Origin of the sequence: Streptomyces sp. NPDC056734, assembly GCF_042790455.1 — a bacterium.
Classification (GTDB): Bacteria; Actinomycetota; Actinomycetes; order Streptomycetales; family Streptomycetaceae; genus Streptomyces.
This window is the reverse complement of the sequence record NZ_JBHTZD010000025.1, coordinates 23,317-38,056: the sequence shown is the minus strand read 5'-3', so window position 1 is coordinate 38,056 and position 14,740 is coordinate 23,317. Positions and strand designations below refer to the sequence as shown.

At 70.6% G+C, this 14,740-nt stretch carries 13 protein-coding genes; 7 read left to right on the top strand and 6 right to left on the bottom strand.

Annotation, left to right across the window (positions count from 1 at the left end; genetic code table 11):
• Window positions 1-42: 42 nt before the first annotated feature.
• Together ACFRFC_RS31220 and ACFRFC_RS31215 are read left to right on the top strand one after the other, a co-directional pair.
• Window positions 43-867, top strand: a complete 825-nt coding sequence (locus ACFRFC_RS31220) for a winged helix-turn-helix domain-containing protein (RefSeq protein ID WP_382683864.1) — start codon at window positions 43-45, stop codon at window positions 865-867.
• Window positions 868-995: 128 nt separating this feature from the next.
• On the top strand, window positions 996-2,018 hold the full coding sequence (locus ACFRFC_RS31215) for a LacI family DNA-binding transcriptional regulator (RefSeq protein WP_382683861.1): 1,023 nt from the start codon (window positions 996-998) through the stop codon (window positions 2,016-2,018).
• Between the two features lie 34 nt (window positions 2,019-2,052).
• Here ACFRFC_RS31215 and ACFRFC_RS31210 read toward each other — a convergent pair whose 3' ends face one another.
• Window positions 2,053-2,466: an ATP-binding protein gene (locus ACFRFC_RS31210; RefSeq protein WP_382683859.1), complete on the bottom strand. Its 414-nt coding sequence runs from the start codon at window positions 2,464-2,466 to the stop codon at window positions 2,053-2,055.
• A 200-nt stretch (window positions 2,467-2,666) separates the two neighbouring features.
• Between ACFRFC_RS31210 and ACFRFC_RS31205 the strand changes: the two genes are divergently transcribed.
• Together ACFRFC_RS31205 and ACFRFC_RS31200 are read left to right on the top strand one after the other, a co-directional pair.
• Window positions 2,667-3,548, top strand: a complete 882-nt coding sequence (locus ACFRFC_RS31205; RefSeq protein WP_382683857.1) for a helix-turn-helix domain-containing protein — start codon at window positions 2,667-2,669, stop codon at window positions 3,546-3,548.
• 5 nt (window positions 3,549-3,553) lie between these two features.
• Window positions 3,554-3,784 carry a DUF397 domain-containing protein gene (locus tag ACFRFC_RS31200; protein ID WP_382683854.1) on the top strand — a complete coding sequence of 77 codons (231 nt, stop codon included), beginning with the start codon at window positions 3,554-3,556 and terminating at the stop codon, window positions 3,782-3,784.
• A 33-nt stretch (window positions 3,785-3,817) separates the two neighbouring features.
• On the opposite strand, the gene mshD is transcribed toward ACFRFC_RS31200, so the two are convergent.
• Entirely contained in the window at window positions 3,818-4,744 is a 927-nt protein-coding gene (mshD, locus tag ACFRFC_RS31195; protein WP_382683852.1) for a mycothiol synthase, read from the bottom strand.
• 192 nt (window positions 4,745-4,936) lie between these two features.
• Between mshD and ACFRFC_RS31190 the strand changes: the two genes are divergently transcribed.
• The gene (locus ACFRFC_RS31190) at window positions 4,937-6,742 is read left to right on the top strand and encodes a bifunctional metallophosphatase/5'-nucleotidase (protein WP_382683849.1); all 1,806 of its coding nucleotides are present in this window, start codon (window positions 4,937-4,939) and stop codon (window positions 6,740-6,742) included.
• A 161-nt stretch (window positions 6,743-6,903) separates the two neighbouring features.
• Here ACFRFC_RS31190 and ACFRFC_RS31185 read toward each other — a convergent pair whose 3' ends face one another.
• The 4 genes from ACFRFC_RS31185 to ACFRFC_RS31170 all read right to left on the bottom strand — a co-directional run bounded on the left by ACFRFC_RS31185 (window position 6,904) and on the right by ACFRFC_RS31170 (window position 10,758).
• Window positions 6,904-8,370 (bottom strand): sensor histidine kinase, encoded by a 1,467-nt coding sequence (locus tag ACFRFC_RS31185; RefSeq protein ID WP_382683847.1) that lies wholly within the window; start codon window positions 8,368-8,370, stop codon window positions 6,904-6,906.
• Window positions 8,367-9,098: a response regulator transcription factor gene (locus tag ACFRFC_RS31180; RefSeq protein ID WP_382683844.1), complete on the bottom strand. Its 732-nt coding sequence runs from the start codon at window positions 9,096-9,098 to the stop codon at window positions 8,367-8,369. Before ACFRFC_RS31180 ends, ACFRFC_RS31185 begins: the two co-directional genes overlap by 4 nt.
• 113 nt (window positions 9,099-9,211) lie before the next feature.
• Window positions 9,212-9,409, bottom strand: coding sequence for a hypothetical protein (locus tag ACFRFC_RS31175; protein ID WP_382683841.1), 198 nt, complete (start codon window positions 9,407-9,409; stop codon window positions 9,212-9,214).
• 143 nt (window positions 9,410-9,552) lie between these two features.
• Window positions 9,553-10,758 carry a S1C family serine protease gene (locus ACFRFC_RS31170; protein ID WP_382683839.1) on the bottom strand — a complete coding sequence of 402 codons (1,206 nt, stop codon included), beginning with the start codon at window positions 10,756-10,758 and terminating at the stop codon, window positions 9,553-9,555.
• A gap of 299 nt (window positions 10,759-11,057) precedes the next feature.
• On the opposite strand from ACFRFC_RS31170, the gene ACFRFC_RS31165 reads away from it, so the two are divergent.
• Complete coding sequence (locus tag ACFRFC_RS31165) at window positions 11,058-13,415, top strand: RNA degradosome polyphosphate kinase (RefSeq protein WP_382683836.1); 2,358 nt, start codon at window positions 11,058-11,060, stop codon at window positions 13,413-13,415.
• Entirely contained in the window at window positions 13,396-14,697 is a 1,302-nt protein-coding gene (locus ACFRFC_RS31160) for a CHAD domain-containing protein (protein WP_382683833.1), read from the top strand. The genes ACFRFC_RS31165 and ACFRFC_RS31160 overlap by 20 nt, the downstream gene beginning before the upstream one ends.
• Window positions 14,698-14,740 lie beyond the last annotated feature (43 nt).

The following is a 14,740-nucleotide window of genomic DNA, read 5'->3' as shown; positions in this document are numbered from 1 at the left end:
CACCGCACACGTCCTCGCAGGGACCGAGGAGGAACCAGACATATGAGTTCTCTGCTGCTCCTGACCAACGCCCTCCAGCCGTCGACGGAGGTGCTCCCCGCGCTCGGCCTGCTGCTGCACAACGTGCGGGTGGCCCCCGCCGAGGGCCCCGCCCTCGTCGACACCCCCGGTGCCGACGTCATCCTGATCGACGGCCGCCGCGATCTGCCGCAGGTCCGCAGCCTGTGTCAGCTGTTGCGCTCCACCGGCCCCGGCTGTCCGCTCATCCTGGTCGTGACCGAGGGCGGCCTGGCCGCCGTCACCGCCGACTGGGGTATCGACGATGTCCTGCTCGACACGGCCGGTCCGGCCGAGGTCGAGGCCCGGCTGCGGCTGGCCACCGGCCGTCAGCAGCTGGTCAACGACGACTCGCCCATGGAGATCCGCAACGGCGATCTCTCCGTGGACGAGGCCACCTACAGCGCCAAGCTCAAGGGCCGGGTCCTGGACCTGACCTTCAAGGAGTTCGAGCTGCTGAAGTACCTGGCCCAGCACCCGGGCCGGGTCTTCACCCGCGCCCAGCTGCTCCAGGAGGTCTGGGGGTACGACTACTTCGGCGGCACCCGGACCGTGGATGTGCACGTACGGCGGCTGCGGGCCAAGCTGGGCCCCGAGCACGAGTCGCTGATCGGGACCGTACGCAACGTCGGCTATCGGTTCGTCACGCCGGAGAAGGTGGAGCGGGCCGCCGACGAGGCCAAGGCGAAGGCCGCGCGGCCGCAGCCGGACAGTGCCGAGAGTGCTGTGAACGCCGGGAATGCTGTGAATGCTGTGAATGCCGACAGCGTGGTCGCCTCGGCGGCCGTGGAGGTCCCGGCCGAGACCTGACGGGCGGGGGCCGGGTGGTGACCCGGCCCCGACCCGGTTTCGGCCAGGCGTTGCTCCCGCACAGAATGCCCACAGCCGGTACCGCTCTCTCCCTGCCCAGGGCGGATCAATCCGCGTAGACTCCGCGCGTGGCCAAGGTGACTAGAGATGACGTGGCGCGGCTGGCGGGAACGTCCACAGCCGTCGTCAGTTACGTCATCAACAACGGACCCCGGCCGGTTGCCCCGGCCACGCGCGAACGCGTGCTCGCCGCCATCAAGGAGCTGGGCTATCGCCCGGACCGGGTGGCACAGGCCATGGCGTCCCGGCGTACCGATCTCATAGGTCTGATCGTGCCGGACGCACGCCAGCCGTTCTTCGCGGAGATGGCGCACGCGGTCGAGCAGGCCGCGTCCGAGCGCGGGAAAATGGTGCTGGTCGGGAACTCCGACTACGTGGGCGAGCGCGAGGTCCACTATCTGCGCGCCTTCCTGGGGATGCGGGTCTCCGGCCTGATCCTGGTCAGCCACGCGCTGAACGACCTGGCGGCGGCGGAGATCGACGCGTGGGACGCCCGTGTGGTCCTGCTCCACGAGCGCCCCGAGGCGATCGACGACGTGGCGGTCGTCCTGGACGACGTGTCCGGCGCCCGCGCGGCCGTCGCGCATTTGCTGGAGCACGGCTATGCGTACGTGGCCTGTGTCGGCGGCACCGCGGACACCCCGGCGGTGGGTGACCCGGTCTCCGACCATGTCGAGGGCTGGCGTCTGGCGATGACCGACGCCGGGCTCCCGACCGAGGGCCGGGTCTTCGAGGCCCCGTACAACCGCTACGACGCCTATCGCATCGGCCTGGACATCCTCTCCGGCCCGGACCGCCCGCCCGCCGTCTTCTGCTCCACCGACGACCAGGCCATCGGCCTGCTGCGGGCGGCCCGCGAGCTGCGCATCGACGTCCCCGGTGAGCTGGGGGTGGCCGGCTTCGACGACATCAAGGAAGCGGCCCTGACCGACCCGCCCATGACGACGGTCGCCTCGGACCGCTCCGGCATGGCCCGCGCGGCGGTGGACCTCGTCCTGGACGACGGCCTGCGCGTCGCCGGCTCGCGCCGGGAACGGGTGAAGGTCTTCCCGACCAGCCTGGTCACCCGGAGATCCTGCGGCTGCGAGTAGCTGCCGCCCGGAGACACGGAGACACGGGCCGGTCCTAGCGGCGTTCATTCTCGATGAGCAATTCGGCCCAGACGACTTTCCCCGCGCCTTTGTGCGCACAGCCCCAGTCCCGCGCGAGCGCGTCGACAAGGAACATGCCTCGTCCTGTCGTGGCGTCGGCGTCGCTGATGGTGGGCCACTGCGGAGGCGTCGCGGTCTCGGTGTCCCGCACGGAGATCGCGAGGATGCTTCCGTGAAGCTCCAGGGTCACGGAGTACGAGCCCGAGGAGCTGGCGTGGCACACCGCGTTGCCCGCCAGTTCGCTCGCGACGAGAACGGCGTTCTGCGCGCTCTCGTTGCCGTGCGGGTCGATACCCCGCGATGCCAGTAACTCCCTTACCTGTGCGCGGACTTGGGCGACGGATTCGGGCCTGGTGGGATACTGGCGACGCGTGGACTGTTCGGGCATGGCGCACCCCTATGACGACCAGTGCGTACGGATGGCCCGCGTTCGGTTACGGAGCGCGAGTAGTTGCAAGTCTGCGAATGCCATGCCTTGCGTGCAAGCTTGCAAATCGATGTTCCCTCGTACGAGGGACGCTCGCTTGCCCTGGCCGGCACCGCGGTTGGACCCTCTGGGCATGTCACACAACGGATGGGGGACCCGCAATGGCTAGCCAGCCGCGTGAACCAACGGCGCGTCAGGTCCGGCTGGGGCGCGTCCTCAAGGCGCTGCGGGTGGAGGGAGGGCACGGCTCCCAGGACTCGATCGCCGACGCGCTGGGCTGGTCCGAGAGCAAGGTCAGCCGCATCGAGAGCGCCAAGATCGGGATCACGGACCATGACCTGACCCGCTTGCTCGACCTGTACCAGCTGGACAACGAGGACCAGCGGGCGTACATCTGGCAGCTCAAACGCGGTGGAAATCAACCGGGTTGGGAAAGCAAGGTGCGCCGCACGGTTCCTTCCGGGTACGCCGATTACATCGGGTACGAGGACTATGCGGTGGAGGCGTACAACGTCGAAACCGTCCTGGTCCCGGGGTTGTTGCAGACACGGGAATACGCGGCGGCGATTCTCGACCACCACCTGCCGGACCTCGCCAAGGACGAGAGGGAGGCTCGGCTGACCATTCGCGAGCGCCGCCAGGCCGTTTTCTCCCGCCCGACCCCCTTGATTTTTTGGGGAGTTGTTTCGGAGTCCGCGTTCCGACATCTGATCGGCTCTCGCGAGACCATGGCGGCCCAGCTGGAACACCTGGTCGCCGCCTGCGAGAAACACCCGCACACGATCAACCTGCTGGTACTGCCGGAGGCAGCGGCAAGCCACGCGGCCCTCTTCGGCGGGTCTTTCGTGATACTGAGCTTCCCGGAGCGGTGGGAACCCGACATCGTCTATGTCGAAGGTCTCACCTCCACCCGGTTCATCGAGGATTCCACCGAGGTACGGGAGTACGGGCAACTCTTCAGACGGCTCATGGCGGACTCCCTACGCGGCTCCGAGTCCGCCGCACTGATCCGGAAGTACAGGGACTCCTACAGCAAGGGATAGGTTCCATGACTGATCACGTCATCGATGACGCCTCGGCACTGGACGTCCAATGGCAGCGTGCCGAAGCCTCCGGAGGCAACGGGAACTGCTTTGAATTCGCCTCCATGGACGGCAAGGTCGCCGTCCGTCACAGCAAAGCCCCGCAGGGACCCGCGCTCCTCTTCACCACCTCCGAACTCGCCGCCATGCTCGACGGGGCCCGCAACGGCGAATTCGACCACCTCACCCAGCCATAGCCCGGGCGTGGTTCAGGTGCCGGGCGGTGGCACTCACGTCTCCGTCCGGTACATCAGATCCGTCTCGTACGTCGTGAAGCCCAGCCGTTCGTACACCGTCACCGCCGCCTTGTTGTCCGCGTCGACGTAGAGCATCGCCGTCGGGACGCCCTGGGCCGCGAGGTGGCGGAGGCCGATCGTGGTGAGGGACCTGCCTAGGCCGCCGCCCTGGGCGGTGGGGGACACGCCGACGACGTACACCTCACCCAGCTGCTCCTCGGCGTGGACCTTGGTCCAGTGGAAGCCGATGACCGTGCCCGCGCGCTCGGCGAGGAAGAAGCCCGCCGGGTCGAACCACGGCTCGGACATGCGGTCGTCCAGGTCGCGCTGGGTCAAGGAGCCCTGCTCGGGGTGGTGCGCGAAGGCCGCGGAGTTCACCGCCAGCCATGACGCGTCGTCCTGGCCGGGGACGAAGGTGCGGACGCTCACGCCGGGCGCAAGGACCGGGTCGGGGAGTTCCAGGCCGGTCAACGGGCGGCGCATCTGACGCAGTTCGCGGAACAGGGTGAGGCCCAGGACCTGGGCCAGATGACGGGCCGCCGCGTGTCCGCCGTGCGCCCAGACCCGCAGCCGCTTGCCGGACGCGGCCAGCAGGGCGGCGCCCAGCGCGCGGCCATGGCCCCGGCCCCGGTGCTCGGGGTGCACGACCAGTTCGGCGGCCGGCGCCTCCACCGGGTCGGTGTCCTCCAGCTGCGCGTATCCCACGAGTTCGTCCGCCAGCGTGAGCAGGAGATGGGAGACGCCCGGACGCGATCCGCCCCGCAACTGGAGCCGGCCCTGCTCCGACACCGCCTGCTGGCCGTCGTGGCGCGCGGCCTCCGCGAGCAGGTCGAGGACGGCCTCGATCTGCTCCGGGGCCAGCGCGGCATGGGTCTCGATGGTCCGGGCCTGGCCCTGGCGTGCGCTGTCGTCGCTGGTCATGCCTACGAGGGTACGGGGCCGTCCGCGCGATCGGGGAGCGTGCCAGCGGGGGCGGCGGAAACCAAGAAGTAACCCTGTACCCCCTGTCGCGCTACGCGCGTTGACCCTAGGCTGCCGCCCGGACGGGGCCTCTACCTCAGCGGGCCCCGGGCCTACCGGCAGATCCACGCACGCAGACCCACAGGGGGGCGCATGCCACTCACCACCCATCAGCCCGACCGCCGCGCCAGACGCGGCCGGACCCGGCTGCTCGTCGCCGTCGCCGGCCTGACCACCGCGGGCGCGCTCGCCGCCGCCGCGCTCCCCGGCACCGCCAGCGCCGGAGAGTCCCAGCAGAAGCAGGGCCGCTACCAGGACGTGCAACTGCTGTCCTTCAACGACCTGCACGGCAACCTGGAGCCGCCCGCCGGATCCTCCGGCCGGGTCACCGAGGTCCAGCCCGACGGCACCACGCAGACCATCGACGCGGGCGGTGTCGAGTACCTCGCCACGCATCTGCGCGAAGCCCGGGAGGGCGAGAAGTACTCCATCACGGCGGCCGGCGGCGACCTGGTCGGCGCCTCCCCGCTGATCTCCGGTCTCTTCCACGACGAGCCCACCATCGAGGCGCTGAACAAGCTCGACCTCGATGTCACCTCGGTCGGCAACCACGAGTTCGACGAGGGCGTCCAGGAACTGACCCGGCTCCAGGACGGCGGCTGCCACCCCACCGCGGGCTGCTACACCGACAAGAAGTTCAAGGGCGCCGACTTCCCCTACCTCGCCGCCAACGTCCTCGACGAGAAGACCAAGAAGCCGGTCCTCGATCCCTACTGGGTCTGGAAGCAGAACGGCGTCAAGGTCGGCTTCATCGGCGTCACCCTGGAGGCCACGCCCGACATCGTCTCCGCCGAGGGCGTCCAGGGCCTCACCTTCAAGGACGAGGTCGAGACCATCAACAAGTACGCCCAGGAGCTTCAGCGCCAGGGTGTCAAGTCCATCGTCGCCCTCGTCCACGAAGGCGGCTTCCCGGCCTCGTCGTCGTACAACTACGACTGTGACTCCCCGGGCGCAGGCGACGGCATCTCCGGCCCCATCGCCGAGATCGCCGAGAACGTCTCCCCGCAGGTCGACGCGCTGGTCACCGGCCACACCCACGCCGCGTACGTGTGCACCGTCCCGGACCCGGCGGGCAACCCCCGTATGGTCACCTCGGCCTCGTCCTTCGGCCGCCTCTACACCGACACCACGCTGACCTACGACCGGTGGACCGGGGACATCGCCCGTACGGCGGTCACCTCCGCCAACCACGTCGTCAGCCGTGACGTGGAGAAGGCGCCCGACATGACGTCCCTGATCGGCAAGTGGAACACCCTCGCCGCCCCCATCGGCAACCGCGCCATCGGCTATGTCTCCGCCGACATCAGCAACTCGGGCACCGAGTCCCCGCTCGGCGACCTCATCGCCGACGCCCAGCTCGCCCACGGCAAGGGCCTGGATCCGGAGACCGATGTCGCCCTGATGAATCCCGGCGGCATCCGCGCGCCCCTGACCTACGCGGCCACGGCGGGCGAGGGTGCCGGCGTGGTGACATACGCGGAGGGCTTCACGGTCCAGCCGTTCGCCAACACCGTCAATCTCCAGGATCTCACCGGCGCCCAGCTGATCCAGGTGCTGAAGGAGCAGGTCAGCGGGGCCAACGCGGCCGTCCCGAAGATCCTCCAGCCGTCCGCCGGACTGACGTACACACTGGATCTGACCAAGGCGGGCGCGGACCGGGTGGTCACCGACTCGATCAGGCTGGGCGGCTCCCCGGTCGATCCCTCGGCCGTCTACCGCGTCGCCACCAACAACTTCCTCGCGGGCGGCGGCGACGGCTTCCCGACCCTCGCCCTCGGCACCAACGACCTGGTCGGCTCGGACGACCTGGCCGCGCTGGAGCAGTATCTGACGGCGAACTCATCGGCCGCCGACCCGATCGCGCCGCCCGCGGCGGACCGGATCACCGTCGTGCGCTAGCCGTAGCCGTAGCCGTGTCGGTTGAGAAGTGTTGAGAAGTGACGTACGAGGCGGGGTCCGGGTCACCGGGTCCCGCCTCTCGTCCGTTCTCCGGCCGTGCTGCGGCTGAGCTACGGCCGTGCTGCGGCTACGGCTGTGCTGCGGTTGTTCCAACGAAGGTGCTACAGCATCTCCGATGTCTCCGGCGTTTCCGGCGGGGGCATCGGCGCCCCCGGCAGCCGTACCGTCGCCACCGTGCCGCCGCCCTCCGCGTGGGCCAGGGTGACCTCGCCGCCCGCCTCGTGGACCGTACGGACCACGATGGACAGGCCCAGGCCCGAGCCGGGGAGCGCGCGGGCGCTCGGGGAGCGCCAGAAGCGGTCGAAGACGTGCGGGAGTTCCTCGTCGGGGATGCCGGGGCCGTGGTCGCGGACGGTGAGGATGCCACTGCCCAGCACGACCTCGATGGCGCCGCCCTCGGGGCTGAACTTCACCGCGTTGTCCAGGATGTTGACGACCGCCCGCTCCAGCGCGGCGGGCTCCGCGCGGACGTACCAGGGGTGGAGGTCGGCGGTGATCGTCAACTCCGGGCCGCGCAGCCGGGCCCGGCGCAGGGCGCTCTCGACGGTGTCCTCGAACGACACCACCTGCACCCGCTCACCGCGCTGGCCCTCCGAGCGGGACAGCTCCTGGAGATCGCCTATCAGCGCGGCCAGCTCGGTCATCTGCGCCTTGACGGAGGCGAGCAGCGCCTTGCGGTCGGCCTCCGGGAGCGGGCGGCCGGTCTCCTCGCTGCGGGTGAGGAGTTCGATGTTGGTACGGAGGGAGGTGAGGGGGGTGCGCAGTTCGTGCCCCGCGTCCGCGATGAGCTGTTGCTGGAGTTCGCGGGATCTGGCCAGCGCGGAGTTCATGGAGTTGAAGGACCGGGAGAGCCGGGCGACCTCGTCCTCGCTGTCCTGGTCGACGGGGATCCGGACGGTGAGGTCTTCCGTGCGGGCCACGTGTTCGACGGCTTCCGTCAGCTTGTCGACGGGGCGCAGTCCGGCGCGGGCCACGGCGAGCCCGGCGGCGCCCGCGCCGAGGACGCCCACGCCGGAGGCGAAGAGCAGGACCAGCGCGAGTTCGTTGAGGGTGTTGTAGGTCTCCTTCAGCGGCACCCCGACCTGGAGGGCGACATCGGGGACGGGCTGGGAGACGGGGCCGATGCGCAAGGTGATCGGCGAGGTCTTCACCCGTACCTCGTTGCCCTCGGTGTCCGTGGTGTTGTGGAAGACGGGATTGCGCTCGGGGTTGGCCGCCACCTCCTGGTCCTGGGACATGACGTCGAGGACACCCGTCGAGTTGCTGAAGACGCAGGCCGTGCCGTCCACCTTGGTGACCTGTATGTAGTAGTCCCTGGGTTGCAGGTCCCCGGGGGTGTCCGCCACCTCCTGCGGACACGCGTTCAGCAGCGCCGACAGCTGTGCCTCGCTCAGTTGCAGATTGGCCGAGTCGAGCTGCGTGTCCACCTGCTGGTACAGCTTCTGCTGCACCACGAACCAGGCGGTCACCGACACGGCCGCCACCGCGAACGCCACCGCCGCCGCCACCAGCAGGGCCAGCCGGGACCGGATCGGCAGGGACCGCAGGCGGCGGGCGACCTTGTTCACTCGGCGCCGCCCTGGCGCAGGACATACCCCACGCCCCGCACGGTGTGCACGAGACGCGGCTCGCCGCCCGCCTCGGTCTTGCGGCGCAGATACATGACGTACACATCGAGGGAGTTGGAGGACGGCTCGAAGTCGAAGCCCCAGACCGCCTTCAGGATCTGCTCACGGGTGAGCACCTGGCGCGGGTGTGCCATGAACATCTCCAGCAGGGTGAACTCGGTACGGGTCAGCTCGACCTGCCGCACGCCGCGCGTCACCTCCCGCGTCGCCAGATCCATCCGCAGATCGCCGAAGGAGAGCGCCTCGTCGTCGGGCACGTTGCCGTTCGCCGACGCGTAGGTGCTGCGGCGCAGCAGCGCGCGGATCCGGGCGAACAGTTCGTCCAGCTCGAAGGGCTTGACCAGGTAGTCGTCCGCCCCGGCGTCCAGGCCGGTGACCCGGTCACCCACGGTGTCCCGGGCCGTCAGCATCAGGATCGGGGTGGTGTCGCCCGCCCCGCGGATCCGGCGGGCGGCGGTCAGGCCGTCCATGCGGGGCATCTGGATATCGAGGACCACCAGGTCGGGCCGGTAGGCGCCGGCCTTCTCCAGCGCGTCGGCGCCGTCGACCGCGACCTGGGTGTCGTAGCCCTCGAAGGCAAGGCTGCGCTGGAGCGCTTCGCGCACGGCGGGCTCGTCGTCGACGATCAGGATGCGCTGGGGGTCGCGGTCGCCATCGGCGGGGCTCATGCTCATGTCCTCGGGTGCGGTGGGAAGGGGCCGGTCCGACGTTCTCAGCATTCAGCCTCGCACGTCAGCCGGTCGTGCCGGAATGTCGTCGTCGTACGGCACCGCGGTGGATCTCAGCCGCGCAGGGCTCGTCGGCGCCGGGCCGGGGCGCGGTGGGTGCCGGTGGGGCTGCCCGCGGGCGCCAGCTCGGGGGCCCTGGTGACCGGCCCGTGCAGTCGGCCGGCCACCTCCAGGGCGAGGGCGAATCCGGCCGGGTCATGGCCGGGGGTGCTGTGCTCGACCCGCTGAACCCTGTCGATCTGGTAGCGCATGTCGTACTCCTAGCTGGTCGTACTGGTCGTACTGGTCGTGCTCCTGGCTGCTGGTGCTGCCGTCGTTGTGGTGCCGGTGCTGCCGCCGTCGTGGTGCCGGTGCTGCCGCTGATCTCCGTGTGCGGCGGCCGTCACCGCGGCGGCTAGCTGCCGCTGCCGCCCGCCCGCAGGGTGTCCAGGTCGCTCTTCACGGTGTTGATCGGGATGGCGAAGCCGAGGCCCACGCTGCCCGCGGTGGAGGAGGAACCGGCCGCCGAGTACATGGCCGAGTTGATCCCGATGATGTTGCCGTTCATGTCGATCAGCGCGCCGCCGGAGTTGCCCGGGTTGAGCGAGGCATCGGTCTGGAGGGCCTTGTACGTCGTCGTCGACGACCCGGTGTCGCCGTTGAACTGCTGGCCGCCGAACTCGAACGGCCAGCCGCCGCCCTGCTGCTGGGGCTGCTGTTCCTCGCTGGTGGAGACGGTCACATCGCGGTCGAGCGCGGAGACGATACCGCTGGTCACCGTGCCGGTCAGGCCCTCGGGCGAGCCGATCGCCACGACCTCGTCACCGACCTGGACACCGTCGGAGTCGCCGAGGGTGGCCGCCTTGAGGCCGGAGGCGTCGTCCAGCTTGATCAGGGCGAGGTCCTTGGCCGGGTCGGTGCCGACGACCGTCGCGCTGTACTGCTTGCCGTCGTCGGTGACGACCTGGATCTGGGAGGCGCCGGTGATCACGTGGTTGTTGGTGATGATCTCGCCGTCGCTGGTGATGATCACGCCCGAGCCGGTGGAGGAGCCGGCGTTGGAGGTGGCGTTGATCTCGACGATGCTCGGGCTGACCGCCGAGGCGACCCCCGCGACCGTGCCCTGCTGGCTGGACGGCACCACACTGGTGCTGGAGGAGGAGCTGGCGACGGTGTCGTTGCCGCCGGTCAGCTCCTGGATGCCGTACGCGGTGCCGCCGCCGATCATCGCCGCCACTATCGCCACGGCCGCGATCAGCGCCACCGGACCCCGGCCGCGCCCCCGCCGGGCGGAACGGGCGACCGGCTCGTTCAGCAGTGCGGTGCCCCCGGTGCCGGGCTCCGGCTGTCCGGTCATCGGCTGGTACGGGGGCGGCGGGGGCCACTCCGGGTTCACGGGAGACGTCGCCGATGCCTGCGAGAAGGTCTCGGAGGGGGTGTCCGACGCGGAGGGGGCCGAGGGTGAGGAGGACGAGTCCTGCGCGGCCCCCTGGTACGGGTCCGCGGCCTGGTAGGGGTCCCCGGGCGACTCCCCGGGCGAGGAAGCGTGCTGCTGGGCGCCCTGGTGAGGGTTCGTGTACTCGCTGTCGTACTCGCCGTCGCGGCGGAAGCTCTCGGTCATGTCCATGAGCTTGTCCGCCGCCCATGAGAGCTTCCTGAGCGCTCGCTGAGAAGCCCGGCAGAACCTTGTTTGCCCGATATAAGGCCGCTTCTCGCGGTCCACGGGGGCCTCTCAGGAAAGCCTCATAGAGCCCGGTCACGGCGAGGAGGCCCTAGGCCGGGCGATTGTGGGACGTATGTTCGGGGAGGTACGGAAAGAGCGCGGCCACGCTGCGGAGATCCCCTGCGAGCCGCCCCCCGCTATCCCGCACGTCATGTCTCCGTAACCGTTGATTCAGACGGTCTTGCGACGCTCAGCGAATGAACCCCGCCGTGCCCGAGCCGTCGCCGCCGCCCGAGGCGATCGTCGTCGCGCTCCCGCCCGCGCCGCTCCCGCCCGCGCGCTCCGACGCGCCCATTGGCGTCCGCGCGCGGAACAATGGGTCCATGAGCCAGCAAACCACCCCCGACGCAGAGATCCAGCACCCGCAGCCCTCCGTGGGCTCCATCGCGGCCCACCGCACGAACACGGTCGCCGCCACGGTCTCCGATCTGGAGCCCGACATCGACGCCGACCTCGACGCGTACGAGGAGTCCGGCGAGGGGGACCAGCTGCCGCAGGGCCGCTTCCTGGACCGGGAGCGCAGCTGGCTCGCCTTCAACGAGCGCGTCCTGGAACTCGCCGAGGACCCGAACACCCCGCTCCTGGAGCGCGCCAACTTCCTCGCGATCTTCGCCAGCAACCTGGACGAGTTCTTCATGGTCCGGGTGGCCGGACTGAAGCGCCGCATCGCCACCGGCGTCGCCACCCGCTCCGCCTCCGGCCTCCAGCCCACCCAGGTGCTGGAGATGATCTGGGCCCGCTCCCGCGAGCTGATGGCCCGGCACGCCGCCTGCTTCCACGAGGACGTCGCCCCGGCCCTCGCCGAGGAAGGCATCCACCTGGTCCGCTGGAACGAACTCACCGAGAAGGAGCAGGCCCGCCTGTTCACTCTCTTCCGGCACCAGATCTTCCCGGTCCTCACCCCGCTCGCCGTCGACCCGGCCCACCCCTTCCCCTACATCTCCGGCCTCTCCCTGAACCTGGCCGTCGTCGTCCGCAACCCGGTCAGCGGCCACCGGCACTTCGCCCGGGTGAAGGTCCCGCCGCTGCTCTCCCGCTTCCTGGAAAGCTCCCCCGGCCGGTCCGTCCCCATCGAGGACGTCATAGCCGCCCACCTGGAGGAACTGTTCCCGGGCATGGAGGTGCTGGAGCACCACGCCTTCCGGATCACCCGCAACGAAGATCTTGAGGTCGAGGAGGACGACGCCGAGAACCTGCTCCAGGCCCTGGAGAAGGAGCTGATGCGGCGCCGCTTCGGGCCGCCGGTCCGCCTGGAGGTCGAGGAGTCCATCCACCGCGAGGTGCTCGACCTGCTGGTGCGCGAGCTGAAGATCACCGAGGCCGAGGTCTATCCGCTGCCCGGCCCGCTCGACCTCACCGGCCTGTTCCGCATCCACGGCCTGGACCGGCCCGAGCTGAAGTACCGCAAGTTCATCGCGGGCACCCACCGCGACCTGGCCGAGGTCGAGTCGGCCTCCGCGCCCGACATCTTCGGCGCCCTGCGCCAGCGCGACGTCCTGCTGCACCACCCGTACGACAGCTTCTCCACCTCCGTCCAGGCGTTCCTGGAGCAGGCGGCCAAGGACCCCGACGTCCTCGCCATCAAGCAGACCCTGTACCGCACCTCCGGCGACTCCCCCATCGTGGACGCGCTGATAGAGGCCGCGGAGGCGGGCAAGCAGGTCCTGGTCCTGGTGGAGATCAAGGCCCGCTTCGACGAGCACGCCAATATCGAGTGGGCCCGCAAGCTGGAGGAGGCCGGCTGCCATGTCGTCTACGGCCTGGTCGGCCTCAAGACCCACTGCAAGCTGTCCCTGGTGGTCCGCCAGGAGGGCGAGACACTGCGCCGGTACTGCCATGTCGGCACCGGCAACTACCACCCCAAGACCGCCCGGCTGTACGAGGACCTCGGTCTGCTGACCGCCGACCCACAGGTCGGCGCGGACCTGTCCGACCTGTTCAACCGGCTCTCCGGCTACTCCCGCCGGGAGACCTACCGCCGGCTGCTGGTCGCCCCCCGCTCCTTGCGGGACGGCCTGATCTCACGGATCAACAAGGAGGTCCAGCACCACCGTGCCGGACGTCCCGCGTATGTCCGTATCAAGGTCAACTCGATCGTCGACGAAGCCCTCATCGACGCCCTGTACCGGGCGTCGCAGGCGGGCGTGCCGATCGATGTCTGGGTGCGCGGCATCTGCGCGCTGCGCCCCGGAGTGACGGGGCTGTCGGAGAACATCCGGGTCCGCTCGATCCTCGGCCGCTTCCTGGAACACTCCCGGGTCTTCGGCTTCGGCAACGGCGGCGAACCCGAGGTGTGGCTCGGCAGCGCCGACATGATGCACCGCAACCTCGACCGCCGCATCGAGGCCCTCGTGCGGGTCGTGGACCCGGCCCACCGCGCCGCCCTCAACCGGCTGCTGGAGACGGGTATGTCCGACGCCACCGCGTCCTGGCACCTGGGCCCGGACGGCGAGTGGACCCGGCACGCGACCGACGCCGACGGCGGGCCCCTGCGGAACATCCAGGAGATGCTCATAGACGCCCGGAGGCGCCGGCGTGGCACAGCAACACCTTGATCCGACGGACCCGATGGCCGGGGCGGTGACCGGGGAGGCCCTCGCGGGCTATCTGCGCGCCCAGGCCATGGAGTTCCTCCGCGCCCTGCGGCTCCACCGGGAGACCGGCACGGGGGCGCACGGCAACGGCACGGAGGAGTCCGTCGACGCGGCGCGCGCCCTGCGCCGCTCGGCCCGCCGCATCAGCGGCAGCCTGCACACCTTCCGCCCCTTCCTCGACCCCGACTGGTCGGAAGGCATGCGCCCCGAACTGGCCTGGCTCTCCGGCACCCTCGCCCTGGAACACGCCTACGTGTCCCGCCTGGACCGCCTGCTCAACGCCCTCCACCGCCTGTCGGGCTCCGCCCTCCCACCCCAGCCCGCACCGGCAAAGCCCAGCACCCCGGACCCTGACCTGCCGACGGGGGGCCGCGCCACGGATGGGGCTGGGGCTGCGGGCGGTCGCGCCCCGGACGTGCCCGCGGGCAGTCGCGCCGCCCACCTGGCCGCGGGCAGCCGCATCCCCCACGTAGCTGCGGGCAGTCGTGCCGCTGGGGCGGCACGGGTGGGCGGTGGGGGTGCCCCCGCGCGAGCGAAGCCGAGCGTGGGGGAGGCACCCGCGACGGGCGGAACTTCCACCCCCGACCGCACCACCCCCACCCCCACCCCCGACCGCGGCAACCTCACCGTGGGCGCCGCCAAAGCAGGCGCCCTCCTCGACCGCCAGCTCACCCTTGCCCGCACCCGCGCCCACTCCACCGCCCTCCAGGCCCTCGGCAGCAGCCGCTTCCACGCCGTCGCCGACAAGGTCGCCGTCCTGGCCAGCGAGGTCCCCCTCACCCCCACCGCCCCCGCCACGGACCTCCGCCAGCCCGCCCTCGCCGCCCAGGAACGCCTCACGGACGCCATCGCCGCCCTCCCCCTGGTCACCGCCGGCCACCCCTACAACGCGGAGGCCCTCGTCCACGGCCTCTCCCCCGACCCCTCCCCCCACCCCCAGGACGCCCCCTGGCACCAGGTCCGCCTCCTGCTGCGCCTGCACCGCTACGCCCTGGAGGTGCTGCACGGCCCCGCCGGCACCCCCGTGGACATCCGCCTCCTGGAGTCCGGCCGGGCGCTCAACCGGCACCGCGACGCCTCCGAGGCCGCCGCGGCCGCCGCACAGGCGGCGCGCACCCCGCGCATCGCCCCGGCGACGGCGTACGCCCTCGGGGTGCTGCACGCCGATCAGCGTCACGAGGTCGAGGCGGCCCGGTTCGCGTTCCAGCAGGCGTGGCAGAAGGAGACCGTACGAACACCCTGACCCGGTATGAACACTCTGATCCGGTACTCGCGAGGACGGTGAG